Origin of the sequence: Streptomyces sp. SDr-06, assembly GCF_003324565.1 — a bacterium.
Lineage (GTDB): Bacteria > Actinomycetota > Actinomycetes > Streptomycetales > Streptomycetaceae > Streptomyces.
On record NZ_QOLA01000006.1, the window covers coordinates 66027 to 92174 of the forward strand.

General features: G+C 68.6%; 24 protein-coding genes and 1 pseudogene. 8 read left to right on the forward strand and 17 right to left on the reverse strand.

Translation table 11 applies throughout. The annotated features are described in order from the left end of the window. Positions 1-88: 88 nt before the first annotated feature. Positions 89-247 (reverse strand): hypothetical protein, encoded by a 159-nt coding sequence (locus tag DT019_RS39560; protein WP_189389572.1) that lies wholly within the window; start codon positions 245-247, stop codon positions 89-91. A gap of 341 nt (positions 248-588) precedes the next feature. Continuing rightward, positions 589-915 carry a hypothetical protein gene (locus DT019_RS15210; RefSeq protein WP_189389574.1) on the reverse strand — a complete coding sequence of 109 codons (327 nt, stop codon included), beginning with the start codon at positions 913-915 and terminating at the stop codon, positions 589-591. A gap of 178 nt (positions 916-1093) precedes the next feature. On the opposite strand from DT019_RS15210, the gene DT019_RS39145 reads away from it, so the two are divergent. Next, entirely contained in the window at positions 1094-1633 is a 540-nt protein-coding gene (locus tag DT019_RS39145) for a hypothetical protein (RefSeq protein WP_189389576.1), read from the forward strand. Between the two features lie 355 nt (positions 1634-1988). Here DT019_RS39145 and DT019_RS15215 read toward each other — a convergent pair whose 3' ends face one another. Continuing rightward, positions 1989-2609 (reverse strand): VC0807 family protein, encoded by a 621-nt coding sequence (locus tag DT019_RS15215; RefSeq protein ID WP_114037331.1) that lies wholly within the window; start codon positions 2607-2609, stop codon positions 1989-1991. 760 nt (positions 2610-3369) lie between these two features. On the opposite strand from DT019_RS15215, the gene DT019_RS15220 reads away from it, so the two are divergent. Next, on the forward strand, positions 3370-3954 hold the full coding sequence (locus tag DT019_RS15220) for a DinB family protein (protein ID WP_114037332.1): 585 nt from the start codon (positions 3370-3372) through the stop codon (positions 3952-3954). Between the two features lie 246 nt (positions 3955-4200). On the opposite strand, the gene dctA is transcribed toward DT019_RS15220, so the two are convergent. From dctA to DT019_RS15245, 5 genes are all read right to left on the reverse strand, one after another. Beyond that, complete coding sequence (gene dctA / locus DT019_RS15225) at positions 4201-5568, reverse strand: C4-dicarboxylate transporter DctA (protein ID WP_114037333.1); 1368 nt, start codon at positions 5566-5568, stop codon at positions 4201-4203. 166 nt (positions 5569-5734) lie between these two features. Next, positions 5735-6793, reverse strand: coding sequence for a tartrate dehydrogenase (locus DT019_RS15230; RefSeq protein WP_114037334.1), 1059 nt, complete (start codon positions 6791-6793; stop codon positions 5735-5737). A gap of 70 nt (positions 6794-6863) precedes the next feature. After that, a complete protein-coding gene (locus tag DT019_RS15235) occupies positions 6864-7751 on the reverse strand; it encodes a LysR family transcriptional regulator (protein WP_114037585.1) in 888 nt (295 codons plus the stop codon). A 391-nt stretch (positions 7752-8142) separates the two neighbouring features. Further along, positions 8143-9744 (reverse strand): aldo/keto reductase, encoded by a 1602-nt coding sequence (locus tag DT019_RS15240; protein WP_411292710.1) that lies wholly within the window; start codon positions 9742-9744, stop codon positions 8143-8145. A gap of 977 nt (positions 9745-10721) precedes the next feature. Further along, a complete protein-coding gene (locus DT019_RS15245) occupies positions 10722-11483 on the reverse strand; it encodes a barstar family protein (RefSeq protein WP_114037336.1) in 762 nt (253 codons plus the stop codon). 166 nt (positions 11484-11649) lie between these two features. Between DT019_RS15245 and DT019_RS41065 the strand changes: the two genes are divergently transcribed. Then, positions 11650-12318 (forward strand): agmatine deiminase family protein, encoded by a 669-nt coding sequence (locus tag DT019_RS41065; RefSeq protein ID WP_223279592.1) that lies wholly within the window; start codon positions 11650-11652, stop codon positions 12316-12318. On the opposite strand, the gene DT019_RS15255 is transcribed toward DT019_RS41065, so the two are convergent. From DT019_RS15255 to DT019_RS15270, 3 genes are all read right to left on the reverse strand, one after another. Then, positions 12264-12707, reverse strand: coding sequence for a transglycosylase SLT domain-containing protein (locus DT019_RS15255; RefSeq protein ID WP_114037337.1), 444 nt, complete (start codon positions 12705-12707; stop codon positions 12264-12266). The genes DT019_RS41065 and DT019_RS15255 overlap by 55 nt on opposite strands. Before the next feature lie 507 nt (positions 12708-13214). Continuing rightward, positions 13215-13751, reverse strand: a complete 537-nt coding sequence (locus DT019_RS15260; protein WP_223279542.1) for a hypothetical protein — start codon at positions 13749-13751, stop codon at positions 13215-13217. A gap of 594 nt (positions 13752-14345) precedes the next feature. Next, positions 14346-14762 (reverse strand): GNAT family N-acetyltransferase, encoded by a 417-nt coding sequence (locus DT019_RS15270; protein WP_114037339.1) that lies wholly within the window; start codon positions 14760-14762, stop codon positions 14346-14348. A 251-nt stretch (positions 14763-15013) separates the two neighbouring features. Here DT019_RS15270 and DT019_RS15275 point away from each other — a divergent pair, with 251 nt between their 5' ends. Together DT019_RS15275 and DT019_RS15280 are read left to right on the forward strand one after the other, a co-directional pair. Continuing rightward, positions 15014-15427: a DUF3592 domain-containing protein gene (locus DT019_RS15275; RefSeq protein ID WP_114037340.1), complete on the forward strand. Its 414-nt coding sequence runs from the start codon at positions 15014-15016 to the stop codon at positions 15425-15427. Between the two features lie 20 nt (positions 15428-15447). Beyond that, positions 15448-16530: a hypothetical protein gene (locus DT019_RS15280; RefSeq protein ID WP_114037341.1), complete on the forward strand. Its 1083-nt coding sequence runs from the start codon at positions 15448-15450 to the stop codon at positions 16528-16530. Here DT019_RS15280 and DT019_RS40210 read toward each other — a convergent pair. Next, positions 16500-16646 (reverse strand): annotated as a pseudogene (locus tag DT019_RS40210) (DUF192 domain-containing protein); the annotation flags it as partial. The gene DT019_RS15280 and the pseudogene DT019_RS40210 overlap by 31 nt on opposite strands. Positions 16647-17003: 357 nt before the next feature. Between DT019_RS40210 and DT019_RS15290 the strand changes: the two are divergent. From DT019_RS15290 to DT019_RS15300, 3 genes are all read left to right on the forward strand, one after another. After that, positions 17004-17480, forward strand: coding sequence for a glycosyltransferase family 2 protein (locus DT019_RS15290; RefSeq protein WP_114037342.1), 477 nt, complete (start codon positions 17004-17006; stop codon positions 17478-17480). A gap of 358 nt (positions 17481-17838) precedes the next feature. Next, the gene (locus DT019_RS15295) at positions 17839-18462 is read left to right on the forward strand and encodes an RICIN domain-containing protein (RefSeq protein WP_114037343.1); all 624 of its coding nucleotides are present in this window, start codon (positions 17839-17841) and stop codon (positions 18460-18462) included. 583 nt (positions 18463-19045) lie between these two features. Continuing rightward, entirely contained in the window at positions 19046-20524 is a 1479-nt protein-coding gene (locus DT019_RS15300) for an MFS transporter (RefSeq protein WP_114037344.1), read from the forward strand. Positions 20525-20571: 47 nt separating this feature from the next. On the opposite strand, the gene DT019_RS15305 is transcribed toward DT019_RS15300, so the two are convergent. Genes DT019_RS15305 through DT019_RS15325 form a run of 5 tightly spaced genes read right to left on the reverse strand, consistent with a single transcriptional unit; the run spans position 20572 to position 26015 of the window. Beyond that, complete coding sequence (locus tag DT019_RS15305; protein ID WP_114037345.1) at positions 20572-21399, reverse strand: DUF1295 domain-containing protein; 828 nt, start codon at positions 21397-21399, stop codon at positions 20572-20574. Then, a complete protein-coding gene (locus DT019_RS15310; RefSeq protein ID WP_114037346.1) occupies positions 21399-22691 on the reverse strand; it encodes an SAM-dependent methyltransferase in 1293 nt (430 codons plus the stop codon). The genes DT019_RS15305 and DT019_RS15310 overlap by 1 nt, the downstream gene beginning before the upstream one ends. After that, complete coding sequence (locus DT019_RS15315; RefSeq protein ID WP_189389589.1) at positions 22688-23965, reverse strand: SAM-dependent methyltransferase; 1278 nt, start codon at positions 23963-23965, stop codon at positions 22688-22690. Before DT019_RS15315 ends, DT019_RS15310 begins: the two co-directional genes overlap by 4 nt. Then, a complete protein-coding gene (locus DT019_RS15320; protein WP_223279543.1) occupies positions 23962-24708 on the reverse strand; it encodes a DUF1365 domain-containing protein in 747 nt (248 codons plus the stop codon). Before DT019_RS15320 ends, DT019_RS15315 begins: the two co-directional genes overlap by 4 nt. Then, on the reverse strand, positions 24705-26015 hold the full coding sequence (locus tag DT019_RS15325) for an NAD(P)/FAD-dependent oxidoreductase (RefSeq protein ID WP_223279545.1): 1311 nt from the start codon (positions 26013-26015) through the stop codon (positions 24705-24707). Before DT019_RS15325 ends, DT019_RS15320 begins: the two co-directional genes overlap by 4 nt. Positions 26016-26148 lie beyond the last annotated feature (133 nt).

The window sequence follows — 26148 nt, forward strand, 5'->3', positions numbered from 1 at the left end:
TGGCCTCGCCCGGACAGACACCGACATACCCCGAAATCTCCTACGGCAGCGCCAACTTCCGCACCGCCATCTGCGACATCAGATCCCCTTAGGTAGCCGCGGTGCAGCTCTCACCCAGCAGCCAGTGGTAGAGGTCGGGCAGAGTCGGCCAGTCGCGGTCGGTCGGCTGTGCCACAACCCTCACTGCTGCCATGTCGAGTTCGCCGTAGAAGGTGAACTCCTCGCTCTGGGCGATGGCAAGGGCCACGGAACCGATCCTCCATGCAGCGAGCACCCACTGCACATGATCGCTCTCGCCGAACTGCCGGCCTTCCGCTCGAACTCATCGCCCAGCCGGCCGTCCTGCCCCGAGCCGCTGGTGTCGGTCAGGCAAAAGGGAAGGAAGAAACGTGACTGGCGGACGCATTCCCAGTCCGGGGCGCCCGCCAAGAGCTGATGCCCGCAGTCCGTATCAGTTTCCTGCCACGGTGACATCCTCCACCTGCCCTGCCTCCAGGAAGGCACCCGCGCATGGACGATCCCAAGTGAGTGAGGCGAGTGTTATCAGGTGCTGCACCAGGCTTGACGTCGGCGGTCTCAGGCGAACGGTCATGGCCCCTCCGGCGCGTCGAGGAAACGAGCACCTGATCCGCGCGTAGGCGTATCGAACCCGTCATCGGGGGCGTAACGACGGTTGAGCTGCGAGCCTCGTCGCCCGGGCACCCAGCCCGATTCCTGCGCCTGGCGAATCGTGCGCACTACCAGCGCGGGGGTGATCACAGTGCCATGCTCCACCCAGGTCACCAAGCGCTGTCCTCCGGCGTCGGCCTCCTCCACCACGATCGCAAGGCCGGGTTCGTCGTCCGGCGCCACCACCCACCGGTAGCGGCAACCGTCGACCGTGAGGCACCTCGTGCCCTTCTTCGCCAACGCCACGATGAACTCCTTGAGATAACCCTGCCTATGCTTCTGTCAAGCATGATCCCAGCCTGACCGGTGGGCCGCAGGCGGCTCTTCGCGTGCGCGAACGCGGTGCCCATTGATGTCAGTGAAGATGCCCGGACACCGTCATTCAGCCTCTTCACACCCCGCAAGCTGCAGCGTCAAGCTCAGCGTGTCCAAGGTCCGGGCCACCGACGACGTACGGCAGCACGCCACCAGCCCTCCGGACCCCATCCGATGGCGCCGATACCCTTCCGGCGACAAGACTGCACTGGTGCATGCCCTGTCACCGCGGCCCGATCCGCGCTTCATGCCGCTGCGGGACCCACACGTCAGCGATTTCGATCTCGACTACGCAGACATGCATGGCCTGGTTACCGAACTGGTTGTGCCCGGCCACACATCGATGAGCGCCATGAGTGCGATGGAAACCTCACGCGAACTCATCCGACACTCCTACTACCAGTACCAGTTCGCCACCAACGCCGTCACGCACTCCCTGTTTGCCTTGGAGCAGGTTCTCGCCCAACGTCTGGACATGGACGAACCGCTCCCGGTCCTCGTCGAGCGGGCCGCCGGCGCAGCGCTATGCGGCGACGGTAACCACCTCCTCACCAAACGCCGCGAGATCTGCGGCAGTTCATGGGCGGCAGCAACGCCAAGAGGTACTGGTCCACCACGCATTCCTCTCCCTCGTACGCGTACTCGATGAGGGTTCGCATCCGCGGCTCGCCCGGGCGGCGGGAAGAGGGAGCGTAGCCTTCGGCAGCCCTGATGTTGCGTGCCACCGCCTGGCCCACGTCGAGACCGACACAGCACACCTCTGGGACAGTGGGGACGGCGCCATATGTGTCGCCGTCCCCAGAACCTGTCCGGTGCGCAAGCCGTCCGCGTGCACGCCCCCGCAATCTCGGCGGCGCCGATTCCCTCAATGCCGTTCCCATGGCCGGTAGTTGGGCAAGGCGGCCGACACCCACCACCGCAGACCCGGCCATGAATCGAAGACTCCGCCGGGTCTGGCCCCACCACATGGGCCTGGTGTGGACCCCGAGGGGCCCACACCAGGGTCAGGCTGCCGCATGTTTCGGCGTGGCGCCCTGGGGTTCGGTGTGCTCCTTCTTCATCGAGCGGACGGTCCACAGGACCAGTCCGCCCACGAAAGTGAACATGAGCAGTTGCGACACGTTGGAGGCGACCTTGATCGGGAGCAGGTAGACGGCAGCGATGCGCAGCGAAGCGTCGATGAGGAGCGTGGTACCCCAGACCAGGGTGACGCGGCGCCAGCGGGCCCGCATGGCGGCCGTGTCCGCCATGGCATGGAACTCTGCCGCCTGCCGCGTCCCGGCCTGGCGGGCGAATCGCAGCGCGGCATAGTAGGCGAGGGGACGCCGGACGGCGCAACTGCCGACGAGCAACAGACCGGCTACGGCGGACTGCGCAGAGTCCTTGGCAAGGATGAACCTGGCTCCACCGTTGGTGAAGCTCAGTGCCAGACTCGCGCCGAACAGGAAGAGCAGGAACAGCGCGAACGGGTCGACCCGGCGCTGACGGACCGCCACCCAGAGCATGCGTGCGCCGGCGACGAGAGTGCCGGCCAGTAAGGCGACATAGGTGGTCGCGCCGAGCAACTCGGCGGCGAAGTACGCCATGACCGAGAGGCCGATGTCGTAGAAGAGCGTGGCGACCATCGCACGCTTCACAGCACGGGACCGCGAGGCTCGGCTGCTGCTATCGCCGCGGTCGGCGGGGCTTGACGGGTGGGAAGACATGGGGACCCCCAGTTGCGAAGGGACGGGAGGAAGTTGACGTTCAGGACCATCTGGGGAAGACGTTAGGGCGGCCCCGGCCGCGTGTCCTGAGACGTCGGGAGTAGTTCAGGGTGGAGATATTTCTCCACCCTGCTCCACCCAACTCCTGGCGGCCAACATGGCCGAGCCTGGGGGCTCGGCACTGTCAACGAGGCCATTCTGCCGGGGCGTCCTCCGTGCGCGCCGCGTAGCTGTGGGGCAGTGTTCTGTGCCGGTCGGTCCTCCCAGCGCAGGCCTTGACGGGTATGCCGAGCGAACCCTCCGGTGCGTGATGCGCTGAGTGCCTCACAGGGAGGCAAGCGGTGGCCCCGGACCTTCGGGAATCCACAGCCTGAAGGGACGTGGGGACAGGAGCCTGCACGCCTGTATCGCCATTGGGGGCAGAAGCATTCCAAGGCCGGGGGCGCCCCGTGAATGGCCGACGGATCTCTCGACCCGGAGTCGGGAGCCGACAGCACTGCCCTGCGGCCCCCGCTATCGCGAACTTGGGTTTGGAGGTGGTCTACACGGCACGTCTTGTGAGCTTGTCTCAACCGATCAGCCCGGCGGCGCGGCCATGGCCCGGTCTCGGCTCTGCCAGTCGGGGCGTACATGTGCGGGAACTTGAGACCGCGAACAGCCCCTGGCAGGCTCAAGCCGCGTGATCGATGAATTTGCGAAGGACACCCTGCACGGGAGACTGCGGCGGGACCGCGAGGCGCTGCTGTGGAAGCTCGATGGCCTGTCCGAATACGACGCCCGGCGACCGTTGACGGCGAGCGGGACCAACCTGCTGGGCCTGGTGAAACACGTCGCCAGCATCGAAGCGAGGTACTTCGGTGAGGTCTTTGATCGCCCTTCCCCGGAACCGTTGCCCCGATGGCAGGACCACGACGGCAGCGACCTCTGGGCGGCCGAGGACGAGACTCGCGATGAAGTCGTCGGGTTCTACCGCCGCACGTGGGAGCACTCGGACTCGACGATCAACGAGCTTCCCCTTGACGCCCCTGGCCACGTGCCGTGGTGGCCGGAGCCATACTCCAGCACAAACCTGTTCGCCATCATGGTCCACGTCCTGGGCGAGTCCATCCGGCATGCCGGGCACGCCGACATCCTGCGCGAGGGCCTCGACGGCCGGACCGGATTGCGAGCCGAACACGAGACGCAGATCGACGAGCAAGCCCGTGCAGCCTACTGCGCGAAGATTGAGCAGGCCGCCAGATCGGCCGCACCAAGCAACATGTGAGTTTGTCGCACGTGACTTGATGTTCGACGTTCCGACCAGTTGCTGTGCCTACCGGCATCTGCCGCCGGTCGGCACGTCGGTCGCCACCGCGCTCGCCGCTTCACGGTGGAGACCGAGGGAGGTCCGTGGTGTCGGCTGCACGGGCGCTGCTGGGTGAACTCGGGGCCCCTCCGGGGCCGAAGCGTCGCAGTACAGCGTCCGGCATACGAGGCTGCCCGGTTCTGGCGCGGTGGGTCGCCCCGGCTGCTACAGAAGCTGGTCGGGCTCGGGCAGTTGAACCGGGAGACCGGCATCCTGGTTCCGCTCCGGTGGGGGTGTGCGGCTGTGCAGGACATCGTTGACGTGTGCGGTGTCGAGGGCGTTTTCCCACCGGGCGACGACGAGGGTGGCGACGCTGTTGCCGGCGAGGTTGGTCAGGGCGCGGCACTCGGACATGAACTTGTCGATGCCGAAGATGAGCATGATGCCGGCGGCTGGGACGGTGCCCACGGTGGAGAGTGTGGCGGCCAGGGCGATGAAGCCGGCGCCCGTGACGCCGCCGGATCCCTTCGAGGTGAGGATCATGACGGCCAGCAGGCCGAGTTGCTGGCCGATGCTCAGGGGTGTGTCGGTCGCCTGGGCGATGTAGACGGCGGCCAGTGAGAGGTAGATGGAGCTGCCGTCGAGGTTGAATGAGTAGCCGGTGGGGATGGTCAGGCCGACGATGTCGCGGCGTATGCCGAGTCCTTCGAGCTTCATCATCAGCCGGGGCAGGGCACTTTCGGAGGAGGAGGTGCCCAGGACGAGGATGAACTCCTCCCGCAGGTAGCGCAGGAGCCGGAAGATGTTGACCTGAAGAGCAGCGGTGACGGCTCCGAGGACGACGATGACGAAGAACACGGATGTGCCGTAGGTCAGCGCGATGAGTCTGCCGAGGCTGGTGAGGGTGGAGATGCCGTACTTGCCGATGGTGAAGGCCATGGCGCCGAACGCGCCCACCGGAGCGGCCAGCATGACGTAGTGCAGGATCTTGAAGACAACTGTGGTGAGCCGGTGGACGCCGTCGACGAGCGGCTCGCCGATGGGTCCCACGGCCTTCAGCGCGATGCCGAACAGCACGGAGAAAAAGATGACCTGGAGGATGTTGCCTGCGGCGAAGGCGCCGACGGCGCTGGGAGGCACGAGGTCGGTCAGGAAGTGCCACCAGCCCTGGTTCTCCCCTTCCTTCACGTACTGCCCGGCGTCTCCCGTGAGGTGGAGGTCCTCGGGGTGGGCGTGCACACCGACGCCGGGCTGGAAGACGTTGACGGCAATCAGGCCCACGAGCAGCGCGGCGAGGGTGCCCGCCTGGAAGTAGAGCAGGGATTTGAGCCCTACCCGGCCCACGCGGCCGAGGCTGTCGACGCTCCCGATGCCTCCCACAATGGTGAGGAAGACGATCGGAGTGATGAGCATCTTGATCGCTGCGATGAAGGTGGTGCCGACGGGTTCCATCGCGGTGCCGACCGAGGGCCAGAGCCAGCCGGTGAGGATGCCGGTGACGATGGCGGTCAGGACCCAGAAGTAGAACTGCCGGTACCAGGGCCGTCTGGCGGTTTCAGCCGGGGCGGGGGCTTGTGGCACGGGTGCTGCCATGGCGTTTCTCCTCGTTGCGGAACGGGCGCAGCAGGTCGCGAAACGGGCCTCCCGGAGGGAGTACCGGTGGGGGGGACGCGGCTCGGAGGAAGGGGAGGCGCGGAGTGCCGGCTTGGCTGTGAGCGGCGTCGTCCATGGCGCTCGCCACCAGCACGCGGCGGATGGTTCAGAGGAGCCCGAGCAGAGTGTCGGTAAACTCGGAGGTGGTCGCTCCGCCGCCCAGGTCGCGGGTACGGACGTCGGTCTTGGCCAGGACCTCGGCGATGGCATCGGTGACGTCGTTGGCCGCGGCCGGATGGCCGAGGTGGTCAAGCATCATGGCGGCCGACCAGATCGCACCCAGCGGGTTGGCGATGCCCTGCCCGGCGATGTCGGGCGCGGAGCCGTGCACCGGCTCGAACATCGAGGGGAACTCCCGCTCGGGGTTGAGGTTGGCCGCCGGAGCGATGCCGATGGATCCGGCGACCGCCGCCGCGAGGTCGCTGAGGATGTCACCGAAGAGGTTGGAAGCGACCACGACGTCGAAGCGGCCGGGATCGAGGACGACCTTCGCCGCGAGTGCGTCGATGTGCTCCTGGTCCCAGGTGACCTGCGGGAAGCAGGTGGCCCGCTCCGTGACGAGCTGGTCCCAGAACGGCATGGTGTGCACGATGCCGTTGGACTTCGTCGCGGAGGTCAGCCGGCCGCCGCGCCGGGTGGCGAGTTCGAAGGCGTAGTCCAACACGCGGGTGACGCCGGCCCGGGTGAACACCGCTTCCTGGACGGCCATCTCGTCGGCGAAGCCCCTGTTGAGCCGTCCGCCGACCTCGCTGTACTCGCCTTCCACGTTCTCCCGCACCACGACGAAGTCGACGTCGCCGGCCCGGGCTCCGCGCACGGGGCTGTCGATGCCGTCGAAGACACGGATGGGCCGCAGGTTCACGTACTGGCGGAAGCTGCGCCGGATCGGGATCAGCAGGCCCCACAGCGACACGTGGTCGGGCACCCCGGGGTATCCGACGGCGCCCAGCAGGATCGCGTCCTTGTCACGGAGCTGGTCGATGCCGTCGGCGGGCATCATCGAGCCTTCGCGCAGGTACCGCTTACAGGACCAGTCCTCGTACGAGGTGTAGGCCAGGCTGAAGCCGTGGCGGCGGCCCAGGACGTCGAGGACCTGCTGAGCGCAGGGCAGCACCTCGGCTCCGATGCCGTCGCCGGGGATCAGGGCAATGCGATGGGTCGTCATGCCGTCGATTCCAGCAATGGGCACCGCGGCGCGTCCAAGACGCAAACCGGATGTGCCTTATAGGCACCGCCTATGTGTTGGCGGTAGGAGACGTTGCGTTCGTCCAGAACGCTGCCGCGGCCGGGGAGAGGGCACCGCTCCGGCTGACGAGACAGATCTGCAGCGCGGTCGCGGGCTCGATGTCCAACACATCGGCCCCCGTCCGTCGGGCGATGCCCCGCCAGGACTCGGTCACGACGGCGAGCCCCACCCCGGCCAGCACCAGCGGGAGCAGCGCCACCCGGTGCTCGGTCTCGACCGCCACGGTGAAGTCGATGCCTCGGTCCCGCAGGGCGTCGACGTACGCCCGCATCCCCGTCCCCGGCTGCCCCACGATCAGCCGCTGGCCCGCCAACTCCTCGCAGTTCACTGCCTTCCGGCCCGCGAAGGGCCCGGTCGGCGGGACGATCAGCACGAATCGCTGCTCGCCCAGCACGTGCGAACGGACCTCCTTGTCCGCCACGCTGCCGACCGACGCCAGCAGGCCCAGCTCCACCGCTCCCGTCCGCACGGCGGCGATGACATCGCGGGCTGTGAAGGCCGCTGCGACCGCCACCGCCACGCCCGGGTACCGCTCGGTGTAGGAACGGATCAGGGTCGTCAGCGGTTCGACCGCCTGGGACGGCATCGCCGCGATGTCCAACCGTCCCGAGCGCAGCTCGCGCACGGATGCCACCGTGGCGCGGGCTGTCTCCAGGCTTCGCACGGCCTCGCGGGCCGGGTCGATCAACGCCTCGCCCGCCTCCGTCAGCACGACCCGACGCCCGATCCGGTGGAACAACTCCGCGCCCAGGTCACGTTCGAGAGCCCGGACGGCCTGGGACAGAGAGGGCTGCGACACGTAGAGCGCCGAGGCAGCCCGGTTGAACCCGCCACGGTCCACGACAGCCAGGAAGTACTCCAACTGCCGGACGTCCACGCCTCTCCTCCGCTCCCCGCCCTGCAACTCCCCGGTCCCCCGGCGCGTCCGCAGCATCTCACGCCGGGAGTCCCCGGAGTCAGCCGTACTACCGGGGCCGCGCGAGCGCCACTTCGATAGCGCGCCGAACCGTTCACTGTGGTTATGGGGGGGGCCGATCAGCACCCGCTCGACGAAGTCGAACGGCTCGGAATTGGACGCCAAGCCCTCAGCCTGTCCGGTGCCAAGGCCACCACCCCCACTCCGCCACGAGGCTGGTGACCGCCAACTCACCATGCAGGAAGCATTGCCAGAAGGCCCGGGGGTTGGCCGTGTTGGGCGCGGGCGATCGCGTGCCGGAGCGGTCCGCGCTCGGAAGCGACGGACCGCTCACCACCAACCGGAGCCGGTGTCACGCCTGGACGATCTCGTCCGCTCCGAACCGCAGTGCGCAGTCCCAGGTCTCCGCGTCGCTGAACAGGAGCTGCACGAGCTGGATGGACCACTTCCAGTCGCAGTTCTTCACGCCGAACAGCGCGCCCAGAGCGTCCCGCAGGGGCATTCCGATGTAACGGCGTTTCAGTCCGACCCGGGACGGGACCCGCACCGACGAGAGGTCCTCGGCCGTCACGTGGCGCTCGTCCACCAGCCACTTCTCGATGAACGCCTGGTTCATCGGTTGGCCCTGCTCCTTCGCCGCGTCCACAATGGATTGGCGCAAGTTGTCGGCGGTGTCTCCCTGGCAGAGGCCGACCAGCCACTTGCTCAGCTCGGGGCGCAGCGCGAACGACGTGTCGTTCGTCTGGCCGGAACTCTGCTGCTTGCGCCACTGGTCAATCTTGCCCATGGCTTCGTACTGCTCGTCTCCGGTGAAGTCCCCGTGGTCGGGGCCGCCACCGAAGTTCTCCAGGTTGGCCGCCTGGGTACCGGACGTTCCACTGCTGCTGATCATGGTGGAATTCGACGTACCGTCCGCCCGGGGGAACATGGCCGCCATGGTGTAGATGAGACCGTTCAGGTCGTCGGGCGAGGACAGATCGAGGTCCATCTGCCGGGCTGTCCGGATGACGTCGTAGTAGTACAGGTGCGCGCCGGACTTCTTGATCGCCTCCTTGACGTTCTCGCTGAGCAGCACGCTCTCCACTGAGTTCTCCACGACATCGACCCCACCGAGCTCGCCCAGCAGGTCTGTGTGGTTCTCGCCGACGTTTCCGAGCCCGACCTGGCCTGTGACGTGCTCGCTCTTCAGCTCGTTGAGGACCTTCCAGGCCTGCGTGAGCGCACCCTTCTCGACGTCCAGGTTGTGGATCACCAGAGAGTCGAGCCTGCCGCCGAACAGCGCGGCGACGCGTTGCAGCCGGCCACGCAGTTCGGCCTCCTGCTCTCCCGAGCGGACGTCGAACTTGTAGAGGATCTCGTAGTCCTCACGGGGCCGGGCTCGGAGGACCTCGGCGACGGTGTCGATGTTCCGGTAGCTCTCCGCCGTGTCGAAGCGCCGGTACCCGGCTTCGACGGCGGAGGCCAGCTGCTCCTTGCTGCGTCCGTCGACTCCGAAAACGAGCCAAGGCTTGGCGACTTCGCCTTCGGTTCCCTCGGCCGGCATCCGCGCCACCACGGGCGAACCGTGCTGAGCCCGCGCTCCGTCGGACGCCATGGCGCGCTGAACTGGCGCCTCTCCGGACATGGCCCGCCGCGCGTTGGCTTCGGCCTCGCGCTCGAACCGGTCCGCTGGGTCCGAGACGCTCAGTCCGTCCCCACGATCGGTACCGGAGACCGGCCCCTGGCGTTGCTGGATCACATGCGTCAACTCATGTGCGAGCGTGTGCTGGTCGGCTCCGCCGTCGCCGATGACGACGTGGTCGCCGCTCGTGTAAGCGCGGGCGCCGACCTCGGCCGCGGATGCCTTGGCGTCGGAATCGTCGTGGATGCGCACAGTGGAGAAGTCGGCGCCGAGCCGGGCCTCCATGTCTGTGCGGGTGGCGTCGTCGAGCGGACGTCCGGGTGCGCGCAGCACGTCGGGTACGGCGGACCGCTGCACGGTCTCGGGTGCCGAAGGGCCGCTGTGTCGGTGGGCGCCGCAGCCCGCGGTGTGTTGATGCTGATCCTGGGTCCAGGCGTGTCCCGACTGGCGGAGCATCTGGAGGACGGCCGCGTTGCCCGCGGCACTCTGAAGGCCCAGAAGGCCGGCCGACGCTCCGTCTCCCCGGGCTCGGTTCCTGACAGCATCCCGGCGGGGCTTCTTGCTCGTGGAGGCCTCGGCCTTTTCGTTGGCGTACATCAAGTCCTCTCAGCTTGCTGCGGACCGTGCGGCGGGTGGCATGGAGCACTGTCCCGGACTGCGCCGGTTGCGCCGCGGTTGGCGGCGATTCCGAGTCGGCCCCTTCAGCAGTGGCTCCTGTTTCCGCAGCAGTTGACGGGCGTCAGGGCTTCCACCCTATAGGTGTCTTTTTGAATCCGCAGAACAGGGGCGGGAGTTACGGCCCCCGACACGGTGCAATCCGGCCCTGGGCGGTAGCGCAAGACCGGCACACCGCATCGTCCGGGGGCGCTCAACGGAGCCGACGGCTTGGGCCCACCGCATGATCACGACGACGGACGCGCCCCGGAAATGAGTGGACGAGATCGGCTTGATCCGGGGGTTTGCCCCCGATGGTGAAACACCCCCCTCAGCCCCGTGTCCCCTGCCGTCGGCTTCAGTGCCTGCTACAAGGAGGGTTGCCCCCGTCTTGCGACTGATGCGGCGGCCGCCAGGCGCGCAGAGCCCTTTGCGATTCCCTCGCCCTCGTCACCCATGTTCGTCATTCGCCGACGAGAGAGCTGAGCCCCACCCGCTGTCGGCGACAGGCCTTTACAGCCACCGCTGTTCTCGAGCCCGGCGCAGATCTTGAGGAGTGGGCGGGGAAAGACATGGCGCGGGATGTGGGGGGCGTCCCTTCTCGCCCTGTCGAGGCATCTATTCGGCGAATCCGGCCAAGTGGCCGGCGCGGACCGTCATTCGGCATCCCGATGCTCGCCGCGCAGGTACTCAGAGCGGGACTGGAGGATGTCCAGAGCCTCGTGGATCGAGCAGCCGAGGCGGTCGCAGAACAGCTGGATGGCTTTGACGTTCATGCCGTCGACGATCGCTTTGTCTGCGAAGGTGAGTGGTCCGGCTGTCCAGGGGGCGCACGCAGGGTCTCCGCCTGGCCAGTCGGCGTCGGTCAGGGTGGCGAGCAGACGGCCGTCCGAGAGCGCCACCGCCACGTCCGTGCCGCGGGCCGCCAGCTCGGTGAAGGCAGCGGGTGCGGTTTGGTCCAGTACGAAGACGAAGTGCTGAGCCATACGCTGCCGCCACTCATCGACCTCGCCGTCGCTGTCCAGGCGGAAGTTGGAGTTCCAGGCTGCTTGGGCGAGGACCGATACGAACGTCCCGAGGAAGTCCGACTTCAGCAGGCCGTCCGCGTGCTCGATCAGAATCGCGAGGTCCTGGCTCCCTTGGCCGGGACCGTGCCAGTCGTGGAGGCACTCCACGAGCGCGTCCCAGTTGTGCCGAAGTAGCCGAGGAACGACAGCTCCCGGGCGAAGGTGCGGAAGACGGCCGCCGGATCCCGCATTTCCCGAGCGTCCAGCCGCAGGACCAGACCGTTTCGCTGCACAAGCGCGGCCGTTTCCGACGCCAGCCATGGGTCGGTTGGGGAGGTGAACACGACCCATGGGGAGCGGCGTTGCGTCAGGGTGGGTCGGGTCGTCATGGGTGGAACTCTCGCATGGCATTCGCTCAGAGCCCGAGCGCTCGCCGAATTCTGCCGACCGGCCGTCGATCCGGCCCGCGCCCCTCTCAGCCGGGTGCTCCGAGGATCGCGACTGCCGCGGAAGGTGGAGCGTGGACCTTCAGAACAACTCCTGGGCCAGTTCAGGTAGTTCGGCGGAATCGGTGCGAATGACGTCCCGGAGCCAGCACCGTCCCAGGTCTCGCGACGCCTCCTCACGCGCCGCCATGAAACATCTCCTTGTGGCCTACCTCGGCGTGACCCGCACGTTGTGGATCGAGTGGGGCTCGATCGACGATGCGACGCGCAACCATGTGAACAACATGACATCCTTCACCGCTCCTGGCACGGCCTGCCTGACCTGGGCCGACGACACGAGCGACGCCCAGTACGGGCGTGGCGCGCGCCCTGGAAGCCCAGAGCCACGCTCAGGACGCCCAAGCCGACCCCTCCCCGTGGGGGAGCTTCCCCTGCACTGCTCTACCCCGGATCCAGGCGGCCAGGAAGGGGCGGGGTGGCCAGCCTGGCGCGCATCCTGGGCCGGGGAAGGTCGGCCGGGGCTGGGCTATGGGGCCTTCCGGCTCGGGGTCGGCGGGTGTGAGTGCTCGCGGCACGCGCGCCTGGGTCGCGGGGTATGCGCACGGTGGCAGTCTGACTACACAGCGTGCCGCGGCGTGGCGGCCGGTCTGCCCGCCCCCACCGTTGAGTCTGGGGGTGAAACGCCGATATGCCCGCCGCTTCAGCGACGGGCATATCGGATGGTCTGGGTGAGTCAGCTGGTGGCTCAGTACCAGTGGTGGGCCTGCCAGAAGTTCCAGGCGCCGACCGGGCTGCCGTAGCGGGAGTTCATGTAGTCCAGGCCCCACTTGATCTGGGTGGCCGGGTTGGTCTTCCAGTCCGCGCCGGCGGACGCCATCTTCGACGCCGGCAGAGCCTGGACCAGACCGTACGCGCCAGAGGAGGCGTTCGTGGCGGTGTGGTTCCAGCCGCTCTCCTGGGAGACGATCTTGCTGAAGGCCGCGAACTGCGCCGGGTCCTTGATCATCTGCTGAGCGATCGCCTTGGCGTTCACCGGGGCCGCCTGGGCGGGAACCGTGGCGAACAGGGAACCGGCGGCGCCGACGGCGACGACGGCACCCGCGAGGGTCTTCTTGGAGGTGGCAATGCGGCGGATGACTGCGTTGGACACGAAGAGGCCTTCCGAAGGGAACAAGGACGGTCGCGGCATGCCGGGGCATGCGTGAGCCACTCACACGGTGGGGAGGGGTTCGTCCGCGGCGGGTGGAGCACCCGTGCCGCCTGGCGACTCATCCAGTTCTACCGACCCCCGCACGGCCTGGCAATGCCCCACTTCTCCTAAGGGCCTTCGCAGCAGACAGACCGGCCGCCTCGCGCGCGGCCCCATATGCGCAGGGCCTGCCCAGGTGACGAGGCACTGCCCGGACTCCCCGATGGCCACTAGGCCCGCTCGTATGTGACGTAGGTCCTGTGGGCCGCCTCACGACCAATACGCCTGAATATCGCTCTTTGTAAGCATTTGACGCCTGTGGTGATGAGGGCAGCGGGCTCGAAGGACCCTCCAATCGAAGGAGGGCGCGCCGCCGGAGCGACCAATCCAGAGGCCCCGCCGACCACCCCAGCCCCAGCCCGAGGCCCACTTCCACCCGGACCGGTCCCCCACTGTGGGCGAAAAGCCGTGGGATGTAACCGGCCCGGCCATCAGAACCACACGGAACTACCCGGCAAGATCGGTAAGGACCCAGCGTCGGCGGCCACCGTCCTCCTGGTCGGTGTCCGTGCCACAGGAGAGGACCCCCAGGGTGGATACCTCGCGGAGCAGGCCCTCGTCCTCGGGCGCCTGACCCTGTTGGTGGGAGAGGATGAGAATGAGGGCTTGGTGGTCCTGGTCGGCCAAGTGCAGGCTGATTCTGCGGCCACCGTCAGTGAGCGCTGCCCGGGTCAGCAGGGCCGTCATCGCGGCGAGGTCCGCTTCTCGCTCGCTGTCCAGCCGATAGCCCCACTCGGCGAGCTTCCCGAAGACATGCCGACCTGCCTTGGCGGGAGACCAGGGAGCGTTCTCCAGTCCCCAGCTCGCCGCACGTCGATTCGCGATTCTGGCCGCAAGCCGCGGCCGCACCAGAACGGAGCCGGGCGTGGCGACTCCGGGGCGTGGTTGCTCGGCGGGCTTCTTGGGAGGAGTCGGCGTCCTCGGTGGATGGTCCGGGCGGTGCCCCTCCTCGGCGTCGGCTTCCTGCGGCGGCGGTACTGCCACAACAGCCTCCCCATGAGCGGGCATTCAAGGCCTGGGCTCTACGAGGGGCATCGTAGACCTGGGATGCGAGGCTCCGCGGCAAGACAGACCAACGACACAGCCGCTCGGGAGAAGGAAGAGGGCTGGGTGCTCAAGGCTGTCGCCTCGTAGTGGCGTGCCCGGGAAAGGGACGATCCGTCTGGCCATTTGCCGTCCGCACGGTCAGGCACGCGCCGATTCGCCACCGCTCCCTGTTGCCGCCGTGGCCCGCCCTTGTACGCCGGGTGGAGCGAGTCGGAGCCGTCCGCGTTGACGTCGTGGATCACGGCCCCGGACCCGGTCGGTGCTGGTGAACGTCACCTCGACGATCTCCGCCACGCTGAGCCGCCGAGCGGACAGCAGCACCATCCGGGTCCGCCGCCAGGTCACCACCGATCCCGGTGCCCCGGCGGCTGATCCGCGCAGCAGCCGCCTTTCCCATCTTCATCGTCATCGATCCCGCGGACGCGTACTCGTTCAGCCGCCCGGACGGTCTGGCGGGACCACGGTCCCGGCATGAGACCGGGGAAGCGCGTCACAACTGCCTTGTCTGCCTGGTCACTCGGCGCTGTGGATCTACGCCTGACCGAAGGTCCAGACGAGCACCACCTGCTCCTCTTCCGCGACGCCTCCGGCGCGACCGTAAGTGGCCCGTGCCGCCGCATTGTCCTCGTCCGTGATCGTCCACATGCCGTAGCAGTTCCGCTGGCGCGCCAGGTCCGCAAGCGCCGACACCAGCGCCCGGCCGACGCCGCGCCCGCGGAACGACTCGTCCACGCCCAGCTCGTACAGGAACATCTCGGTGCCCTTGTCCGGGTGTGTCATCTCGACGCCGGTGACCATCCCTGCTGGGGCGTCATCGACATAGGCGATCAGGAGATGGTGGCGCTCGTCGGCCAGAAACCTCGCAGTGGCTTCCGGCAGGGGGGACACATCGAAGAGATGCCCGGCGTCCTGGACAGCCTCAACCCGAGTGATGCGGCGGATATCCATGGGGGGATCCTGCCAGGACTCGGCACGACCGGCACCGGTTTTCTCCCTTGCCTGAGCTTTCCGGTCCCGGAACCGGACTCCGCCCTTGCTTCCTCGATCTCCGGAACCGTCACGCCACCGATCCCAACCTCCGCCAGGTCGTCGACAGGACGAACGTCCGGATGCGGCACCAGCGTTGAGGCAGAACCAGACCAAGTCCTCGACCGGACATACTCGTCGGGAGGCAGCGCGTGTGCTCCTATCCTGCCGGGATGACGATATTTTGGGTGGGGCTCGGCATCCTGGCAGCCTTTGGCACCCTCTGCTTCTTCCTGACGCGGCAGCTGATCGGCCGCCTGCGCACGGTCGTGAGCGGCATCGCGGTGGAAGGCCGCTGCGTACGCCGGTACTCAAGCGAGGGCAACGAGGGCGACACCCACTGGCACCATGTCCATGGCTTCACCACGCTCGATGGCCAGTACCTCGAGTTCGAGGAGGACGCGATGCTGCTCGCGCAGGGCGACGCCGTGACCGTCCGGTACCGGCCCGACGACCCGGCTCGGACCGCGACCATCATGGGGCGCGGAGGACACTGGTCGCCGTTGTTCGGAAGCCTCTTCGGCATCCTGGTCTCCGGCGGATTCACCCTCCTGGGCGCCCTGTTCGTGTTCCTGGGTGTCTCCTGAGGAATGGGGTGGGTGCTGCGGTGACCGAGCGGGCGGATGTGGATGCGCTGGTGGCGGTGCTCGATGAGCTGCCGCCGGCCGAGGGGGGCTGGAGCGACGAGCTCTGGGATCTGTACGAGGTGTACGAGGAGGGCCGGACGAGGCGGGGGCCGGTGCCGGAGCTCGATGCCGGGCTGGCGGCGCGGTTCGAGGCGCAGTGGCGTCGTCAGGAGTTGTCCGGGAGGGTTCATGGGTTGTTGGGGGGTTTGCGGGAGCGGGGCAGGGGGTGTGGGTTTGGTGCGCCTGGCGAGGTGGCTGCGGTGGCGGTGCGGCTGGTGCGGGCTGGGGTGGGTGCGCATGAGGCGGTGAACCTGCTGTATGACCTGGGGGTCCCGCATGGGGAGCGGGCGTTGCTTGGCCTGGTCGCGGGGCGGGGGCCGGGGCTGGGTGAGGGGGATGTGTTGTGGGCTCGTGAGCGGCTGTTCGCGTTGCGGCGGGGTGGTTATCGTGCGCGTGGTGAGCGGGTGCCGGTGGGTGAGGAGCATCTGTTTCCGGCTGCGGTGTGTGCGTTGCCGGTGGGGGTGGGGGGTGGTGTGGGTGTGCCGGTTGATGCCGCGTTGGCCAGGGCGGCGTTGGAGGCGTTGTTGCCGGAGGGGCCGCTTGCTGTGACGGAGCCTCCGCCTGAGTGGGGGGCGGGGTGGGACGATGTCGATGAGGAGGGTGAGCGGCGTCCGGACTGGGTTGAAGTGCGGTTGTTGGTGCGGGAGTTGATGCCGGATCCGTGGCGGGTGACGCGGGAGCGGATGGCGGAGGCGGAGCGTGAGTGTGGGCTGCTCGGGCTCGACGGGGGTGAGGGGGACTTCGCGGCGGTGTGGAGGGTTCGTCTTGCCAGCTGGCTGGTGGGTGACCTCTTCGAGGCGCTGGGCCGTGGCCCGGATGCGGCTTCGCTGGCGCCCTGGGCGATGGAGCTGGCGGGCGAGTTCGCGCGTCGTGGGATGGCGGTCGAGGCGGCGCGGGCCTTCTTGGAGCGGACGGGGCAGGACGTGCCCTACAGCCGTCAGGTGCTGGGTGGTCTGTCCCGGGACGCGGGCGGTCAGCCGCCGTCCGCGACGACCTGGACCTGACCCCCGGTCCGCAGTCCCCACCTCTCCATCGCGCCCGCCTCCGCCTCGATCACATGCCGGGCGCGCAGACGGACCGCACTGAGACGGCCTGGCCTCATCGTGCGCACAGCCAGAACCCGTGGGATCGGCATACCGAGGCTCTCAGCGACGCCTCCCCCACCCACGGGCTCGTTTCCCTCGCGGCGTCGTCGCCGTACTCGGATCCGCCGTGGATCTGCCCTGCTTGCGACGATGCGCGCGACGGCGGAACGGTCGGGCCGCTGTGCAACTCGCCGTGCTTGCCGATGAGGATGCCAGGGCTGGTGGTGGTGCCCGTGCCCAGCTGGACGAGGTCACCTCAGTGCTGGGCGGGCGCCCCGAGGTTGTCGAACAGATGGATGGTGGGCATAGCCGCGGTTCCTTCTCGGTGAAGGGCAGGCGCCTGGGGCCGCTAGCATCGCAGGGCCAGGGCCTACAAGGGAGCGGAGTTGGGCGTGGAGCGACCACGCGTCGGTGTCGCCGTACTGACCATGGGCAATCGCCCCGCCGAGCTGCGGGCCCTGCTGAACTCAGTGGCCAAGCAGGACGAGAAGGCGGCCCGAATCGTCGTAGTCGGCAACGGCACGCCGCTGCCCGACCTCCCCGATGAGGTGAGCGGGGTGGAGTTGCCGGAGAATCTGGGAGAGTCCGGGGGCCGCAATGTCGCCCTGGAACGGCATGCGGTCTACTACCGGATGACCGCCCGCAACCGGGTGTGGCTGGCCCGCCGCCACCTGCCCGCCCCGCTGATGCCGGTCTACCTCGGCACATGGACGTTGCTCACGCTGGCCCGCACCCGTTCCGTGGGCGGTCTGCGCGCTTGGGCCGCGGGGTTCGTCGAGGGCGTGCGGGAGCCGTGCGGGCCGCGTCGGCCGATGCGGTGGGCGACGGTATGGCGCATGACGCATCTGGGCCGTCCTCCGATCATCTAGCCATGCGCGGGGCCCGTTGGCGTGACCAGCCCGGAACGGCCGACGAAGATGCGGCCAGCCCCTCCCGAGAAGTGAAGCAAGCCCCGCCGCAGACGACGTTCCAGGAATAGCCGGACGGCGCGGTCTCGACAGAGGCGGCGCCCAGTAGACGGGTAACCCGGTCCGGGAAACACCGGCGCTGGAAACATCCGGCCCGTGGAAGGCAACCGGATCTGTCCGGGCTCGACCGAGAGGGTGGTCGAGTGCGGTGCGGGACTCCCAGACTGAGTCGCGGACAGAGGGGGCCGCAAGACCGATCGGCCGGACATCGGCCGGTGGAAACCCCGCACAGACCCGTCGTGAAAGGAACCCAGGAACCGTGTTCATTCACAAGAAACTGGCTGCCGCACTCGCGACCACCGCTGCTGCCATGGCAGTTGGTGCTTTGGCACCCGGTACCGTCCAGGCTGCCGAGCCGACCGTTCATCAGCTGAACTGGAGCAAGGGCCAGACAGTGGCCGCCCCGGACTCGGTACACATGGCCCAGGGCATAACGGGTGCGCCGGCTGCCACCGGTGTGTACGCCAGGATCTACAGTCTTTTCCGGACGACACCGAACCAGTGCCTGGACGCTGACGCCACAGCCGGCGGCAACGGTACCCGGGTGCAGGCGTGGGGCTGCAACGGTTCAACGCAGCAGGAGTGGATCGTGTGGACCAACGGCAGTATCGAGAGTGTGCGGTTCCGGGGGATGTGCCTGGACGCCGACCTCAATGGCGGCGGCGCGAACGGTACCCGCGTTCAGCTGTGGCAGTGCAATGGCTCGACCCAGCAGCAGTGGTACCACCCCTCGGGGGACCTCGCGATCTACAACGTCCGCTTCAATAACAACGACAACACCGTATTGGACCGCGACGCCACCAATACCGGCAACGGCGCCCGGGCGCAGTTGTGGGCCAAGAACTTCCAGTCCCAGCAGTGGTGGGACATTCGGACCGCGTAGCCCCTCCAGCGTCGAGCGCCATGAGCGGCACAACCACGCCCCACTCCCGGTCCGCGGCATGGGCCGGGAGCGGGGCGACCGTGGAAATTGGCTGTTTCGCAGCGCCGGAGCCCGCCCCGGTCGCCCCTGTCGTGCGCCAGTCGTCCAGTCGCTGCCCCTTCGTGAGCGCGTCTGTGGTGCCCTCGGACATGGCGAAGCAACCGTCCTCGGAGGAACCGCAGCGCCGGTCGGTCCCGTCAGGGGAGCTCGCGGGTATTTGGTGTGCGTCAAAGCCCTGGGGTGTCGTACCGTGAAAGGGTTCCTGTGCCGAGATGCCGGTCGCAGGGACCCGTTTCCCTGTTCCTTCTGCGTCGATCTTGAGGTGACTTCCTATTAACCAGGCCATGTAGCCGTCCGTGTTCCCCACGTGCTGAGTCGTCGCACGTGCCGGGGGGGCGGACGTCGCGCTGGCCTGAGTTGCGTCACCCTCCCCCTCTGTTTCCCCCGGGTGCAGCTCTGCCGTCTGCCCCGGGTTTCGTGTTGCGCGGCCCCGGTGAGGCTCGCGGCAGCGGCTCCCCGATTCCTTTGGATCAGGAGTTCCGTCGTGTCTTTCTCCGCGCTCGACAACGAGCAGCAGCACACCACCAACCTCCCAGAGCGCGCAGCACCTCCCCACCCGAAAATGGCGTTGGCAGCGCGGATCGCGCTCGTGGTACTGCTGGTCGCTGAACTCATGGACATTCTCGACCAGTCGGTCGTGCTGACCGCCCTGCCCGCCATCCAGGAGTCGACGTCCGCAGGGCCGACCACCGTGCAGTGGCTGGCCACCGGCTATTCCCTGCCCGTCGCGATCGGGTTGATCACCGGCGGGCGCCTCGGCGACCTCTACGGCCGACGCAGGATCCTCCTCATCGGCACCGTCGTGTTCACCACGGCCTCCCTGCTGTGCGGGCTCGCCAACGGCCCCGGTGTCCTGATCGGTGCCCGGGGACTCCAGGGCGTGGGGGTCGCCCTGATGATCCCGCAGGTCCTGGCCACCCTCCACGTCACCTTCGAAGGGCAGAACCGCAGCAGGGCCTTCGGGCTCTACGGGGCCGTCCTCTCCCTCGCCAACGTCCTGGGTCCGGTGATGGGCGGCCTGCTCACCGAGGCCGACCTGTTCGGTCTGTCCTGGCGGCCGGTCTTCCTGGTCAACGTGCCCGTCGGCCTCGCAGTGATCCTTCTGGGACGCCGCTTCATCCCCGAGTCGACTGCCGGCAAGGCCGACCGGCTCGACCTGACGGGCATGGTGCTGTCCGCCTCGGCCATGGTCCTGGTCGTCTTTCCCCTCACCGAAGGCCACATCCACCGCTGGCCCCTGTGGTGCTTCGCCTTGCTCGCCGCCGGCCTCTTCCTGCTCGGCTTCTTCCTGCGCCATCAGCAGCGCAAGCAGGACAGTGCGCCTCTCGTGCCCCTGTCCCTCTTCCGGGGCGGGCAGTTCTCGGGCGGACTCTCCGCGCAGCTGGTGCATGGCCTGCTGTGTGGGCTGTTCTTCATGACCTGGACCCTCTACCTCCAGCACGGACTGGGCATGAGCCCGTTCCACGCGGCCATCGCCTTTGTCCTGCTCTCCCTGGGAGAACTGGCGGGCGCGACCATCGCGGCGAAGAGCAGTGGGCGCTTCGCCCGCCGCCTCCCCCAAGCCGGAGCCCTCATCGCGTCGGCCGCGATGGCCGTCTATGGGCTCCAGGCCGGTCGAGGCCAGGGGGACCTGGCACTGGTGGCGATGACCGCGCCGGTGCTCTTGATCGGCTTCGGCCTCGGCATGGTGAGCGGACCTCTCGCCGACATGACGCTGGCCAGGGTGCCGCACGAGGACGCCGGGTCCGCATCGGGCCTGTTCAACACCGCCATGCACCTGGGCATCGCTATGGGCACCACGCTGACCGCCCTGGTGTTCTTCGCCACCACGGGTGGTTCACCCGACGCCGGGCTCAACCGCGCGGCGTTCATCACCGTGCTGTGGTGGGTCGGCGGCCTCCTCGCCCTGATGTGGGCTCTGATGTTCTGCCTCCCCAAGCAGGCCACCGTCCGGGCGGACTAAGTCACCCTCGGTCCCGGCGAACAGCGTCGCTGGTTTCGCCGGGGCCGTCATGGTCGTGCCGCCGGCGAGGACGGGTGACGGCGAGGCGGCAGGGGGATGAAGCCGCTGGTGCGCGACGCGTAGGCGGCATAGCCGGGGCGGTGGTGCATGTGCTGCTCCAGAAGGCGCTTTCCGCTGCCCCGTGTGAGGAGGAACGACATCAGCAGGGGCGACAGCAGACAGAGCGCGGCTGACTGCCAGGTGCCACAGGCCAGGGTGAACAGGCCCCACCAGACGAGGAAGTCACCGAAGTAGTTGGGATGACGGGTCCATCCCCACAGGCCGCGGTCCATGATCTGGCCGTGGTGTGCGGGATCGGCCTTGAACCGGGCAAGCTGGAAATCACCCACCGCTTCGAAGGCCAGGCCCGCCGCCCACAGCGCACCGCCGGCCAGGTCGGTGACGCTCAGCGGGCCGGAGGTGAACTGGGCTGCCTGGACGGGCAGCGAGATCAGCCAGATGAGGCCGCCCTGCAGCAAGTAGATCATCCGCAGGGCATAGGCGTTGCGGCTGCCGGGAGCCTTCGCCAGCATGCGGTCGTAGCGCGGATCCTCACCGTGTCCACGGCCGCGCCAGGCGATGTGGGCGGCCAGGCGCAGCCCCCAGACTGCCGTCGCCAAGGTCACCAGCAACCGCCGCGCATCATCACCTCGGCCGGCTGAAACGGCATACGCGACGAAAGCCACGGCGGTGAATCCGAGGCCCCATGCGATGTCGACCACGCGATGCATGCCGCTGGCCACTGCGACGGCGAAGGTGATGAGGAGGACCGCGAGCACTGCGGCGGCCGTGAGAGCGAGGCTGATGGCGAAGCCGTGCCAGGGGAAGCCTGTCATCACGAATCCTCCTGCCGGTACCAGTCGGACAGCGTGGCGGGCATGGTCGCCGCCCGGTCCGTGCCGGGGCGCACAGCGAGAATCTGGTCGACTCCCATGCGGCGCTCGGCGAACGCGAGGCAGCCGCCGGCCAGGTAGAGCCGCCAGACCCGGGCGGTCTCGGGCCCGGCCAGGGCCACGAAGTCCGCCCACCGTCCCTCCAGCGTGGCGTGCCAAGCGGCGATGGTGCGGACGTACTGCTCGCGCAGCGATTCGGTGGCCCAGATCTCCAGACCCGCGTTCTCCAGGAGCGCAACGGTTTCACTCAGGGGCCGCATGTGCATGTCCGGGGCGATGTAGGACTCGATGAACGCCCCGCCTCCGGGAGCGCTTTTGGTGCGCGACATCTGCTGGATCAGCAGGCGGCCGCCCGGGCGCAGCAGGTGATGCAGGCGGGCGGCGAAGCCGGGGTAGTGGGCGTCGCCGACGTGTTCGCCCATTTCGATGGCGCAGACGGCGTCGTAGTCGGCGCCGGTGATGTGCCGGTAGTGCCGCAGTTGGACCTCGACGAGATCGTCCAGGCCTTGTTCCTGGACGCGCGCGGCGACGAAGTCGCACTGCTTTCGCGAAAGGGTGACGGCGGTGACGCGGGCCTTGAAGTGGCGTGCCGCGTACAGGGACAGGCTTCCCCAGCCGCATCCCACATCCAGCAGGCGGTCTCCGGGGGCCAGGGCCAGTTTGCGGCAGACGAGTTCGAGTTTGTCGCGCTGCGCCTCGGCCAGGCCGTAGCCCGGATCGTCGGGGCGGGTCCAGTAGCCGCAGGAGTAGGCCATGGACTGGTCCAGAAGCAGCGCATACCAGTCGTTGGAGAGGTCGTAGTGGTGGCTGATCGCGGCCCGGTCCCGGTCGGTGCTGTGGAGTTGGCCGCGCAGCCGGGCCCGGGAGGCGTCGGGTGCGGGCGGGCGTGGGCCAAGGGCACCGCAGCGCAGCGCGGTCAGGACGGCGCTCAGGCGCCGGCGTGGTCCCGGGCGGCGCGGCTGTGTTCCGCGTTCGCTGACAGAGCGCCACACCGTACTCAGCGCGGTGGCCACATCGCCCTCGACGTCGAGGTCATTGCTGATGTAGGCCTGGGCCAGGCCAAGTTCACCAGGCTGCCACAGCAGGCGGCGTACGGCGCGCGGCGAGGGCAGCACCACGACCGGGGCGCCGGCCGGCCCGGCCTCGCTCCCGTCCCACGCGCGCAGCCGTACCGGCAGCGTGCCCGCGAGATACGTCTGGGCTGCCTCCGCCAGGCGCGGCGCCACGCCCTTCACCGGGCACCTGCCTGGGCCAGCACCATGTGGTGCACGTCGAGGTAGCGGGCACTGAACCCGGCCTCGCAATAGGCCAGGTAGAACTCCCACATCCTGATGAACGTCGCGTCGAACCCGAGGCGTTCGACGTCGTCGGCCCGGGCGATGAAGCGCTCGCGCCACAGCCGCAGGGTCTCGGCGTAGTGCGGACCGAACGCGTCGTCGCGCACGATCGCGAGCCCGGCCGGCGCGGCAGCCTGGCTCATGGCTTCGGCGGAGGGAATGAGGCCTCCGGGGAAGATGTACTTGTGGATCCAGGTGTAGGTGTCGCGGGTGGCCTGCATGCGCTCGTGAGCCATGGTGATCGCCTGCAGCGCGACCCGCCCGCCCGGAGCCAGCAGGCGAGCCAGGGTGTCGAAGTAGACGGGCCAGTACTCCTCCCCTACCGCTTCGATCATCTCCACGCTCACGATCGCGTCGAACTCGCCCCTGACCTCGCGGTAGTCACACAGCTCAACCGACACGTGACCCGTGTGACCGGCTTCCTCGATGCGTGCGGCGGCGAAGTCGCGCTGCTCCCGCGACAGGGTCACCGTCGTGACGTGCGCGCCACGGTCCGCGGCGCGCAGCGCGAGTTCCCCCCAGCCGGTGCCGATCTCCAGCAGCCGGGTGCCGTGGGTGACCTCGGCGAGGTCGAGGAGCCGGTCGATCTTGCGGCGCTGGGCGTCGGCCAGCACCGGCCAGGAGGCGGGAAAGCCCCGGAAGACAGCGGCGGAGTACGTCATGGTCTCGTCGAGAAACAGCCCGAACAGGTCGTTCGACAGGTCGTAGTGGCGCTGGATGTTGGCCCGCGCGCCACTCGGGCTGTTCCGTTCTCCGGCCGGGTGGCGGTGCGCCCACAGCCCGCGCAGCACCTGGAGCGGACGTGGCACGAGCGAGGAGACATGCGCGGCCAGGACCGTCAGGACGCCGACCAGATCGTCGGTCTCCCATTCCCGGGCCATGTAGGACTCGCCGAAACCGATCAGGCCGTCCGCACCCAGCCGGCGGAAGAACGCGTGCGGGTCACGCACCCTGACCACGAACCCCTCGTCTCCGGTCAGCGGTGCACCTCCCAGTTGGACCCGCAGCGGCAACCGGCCCAGCGCCCGCCTCACCACCCATGCGGCCACCCCGGCGCGGAGGGGGGAACTGTGCGGAACCGTGGCCACGTCTGGCCACCGGGACGCGTCAACGTGCGCGCGCGGCACGGCGGGCTCGCGATGGTTGTCGGGACAGAAGACTGCGGCCTTCACTTCATGCCCTCCTGGAGGCAGTGGCGGGGACGGGGTTGGACGGGCAGACGACGCAGGTAGAGCCACAGCCCGTGTCGGCGGATCCCGGCGGCGACGGCGAGCGTCGGCCACGGATGCCGCAACACCGCCGACAGCAGCCGGCCGGTCGTCGCCGGCCTGCGCGCGCCGCGGACGGTCGCGGTGAACGGCCGCTCACCACCCCGGCGCAGCTGCACGCACAACTCAAGGCGGTCGGACGGTTCGGGCAAACGCATGCGATACGAGCCGTCCACGGGGAAGAACGGCGAGACATAGAACTCCTTGGGCGTCTCGGCCCGCCCCTGGGAATCGGTGCGCAGCAGGTAGCAGTGGCGTTCGCCGTAGGTGTTGTGCACCTCGGCCACCACCGCCTTCAGGTCGCCCTGCCGGCAGTAACACCAGTACAGCGTGAGCGGGTTGAACACGTACCCCAGCACGCGCGCTTGGGTGAGCATCAGGACACGGCCGCCTTCGAGGCGTACGCCCCGCGCCGTGAGGAAGCGTTCGAGACCCGCGCGCAGCGAGGTGTCCGTCCCGCCGAAGTGATCACGGGCCTCGAAACGGGCCAACGGGCGCAGCACGCGCGGCGGGACGGGCACATCGTCGAGGTCGACCAGCCACAGGTAGGTACGGTGGCGAAAGGCGTACCGCAGCGGCCGGGTCCGGGCGTGGGAGATGACGCACTCGTAGAGCGCGGGAGCCGGTCGGACGGAGGGCCGGGTCACCACGCCACCCCCAGCGCCGCGGCGGCCAGCACGCCGGAGCGGCAGCCGTCCTCGTGGAAACCCCAGCCGTGGTAGGCCCCCGCATAGACGGTCACGGCCGTGTTGAGCTGAGGCAGATGCCGCTGCGCGGCCACGGACTCCCGGTCGTAGACGGGATGTTCATACGTCATGCGGGCCAGCACCAGGCCCGGGTCGATCCGGCTGGCGGCATTGAGCGTGACGACGTAGGGATCAGTGGCTTCGAGGCGTTGCAGCCGGTTCATGTCGTAGCTGACCTGGACCGCATCGGCCGGTGACTGGCAGGACGGCAGCAGGTAGTTCCAGGACGCCCGGGCCCCGCGGGCGCTGGGCAGCAGCGCCGCGTCGGTGTGCAGCACCGTGTGGTTGCGCGCATACCGGAAGGCACCGAGGACTCGGGATTCGCGCGCGGTGGGGTCGGCCAGGAGCCGCAGCGCCTGATCAGGGTGGACGGCGATGACCACGGCGTCGTACGTCCGCTCCTCGCCATCGCCGGTGATCACCTCGGCCCGCCCCGATGCGCGCCGTACCGTCCGCACAGGTGTGGCGGTGTGGACGGCGGTCAGCTGCTTGGCGACCCGGGTGACGTATTCGACGGACCCTCCCCGCACGGTCTTCCACTGCGGCGCGCCGCGGACCGAGAGCATCCCGTGGTGCTCCAGGAACCGGAACAGATAGACGGCGGGGTACTGCAGGGCGGTCTCGGGATCGCACGACCACACCGCGGACACCAGCGGAATCATGAAGTGGTTCACGAAGTACGGCGTGAAACGCCCGGCGGCCAGGAACTCACCCAGCGTCAACGCGGCCGCACGGTCTGATGCGAGGGCGGCGCGCGCGGCACGGTGAAAGGCGGGCACCTGGCCGAGCATCCGCAGATAGCGGCCCCGCAGCAGGCTGCGGGGCTGGGCGAACAGTCCCACCGCACCCCGGGCCCCGGCATACTGCAGTCCACAGCCGTCGCACCGCACCGACATGCTCATCTCCGCGTCCTGGGTGGACACCCCGAGCTCCCGGAACAGGCGCAGCAGGAGCGGATAGGTCCGGTCGTTGTGGACGATGAACCCGCTGTCGACCCGCAACACCGTGCCCGCGGCCGGCGCCACGCTGTGCGTGTGGGCATGTCCGCCCAGCCGATCCTCGGCCTCGTACAACGTCACGTCACAGGCGCGCTGCAGCACATAGGCCGCGGTCAGTCCCGCCACGCCGCCGCCCACCACGGCTATCTGTCGCCGCACGGCCTCGTCCTCCTCCAGCCGGTCCAGTCGCGGGTGCCGTCCGTCCAGCACCGCATCTGTCCGTGATTCGGCGCCAGGCACGCTGCGGATTGGCCACCGAACGAGGAATGTTCCGCACGGCAAACGGCCCGGCACTTTCCGCTTCCCACAGGAGTGCGCTGGAGTCGTCGGCCGGGCCCATGGC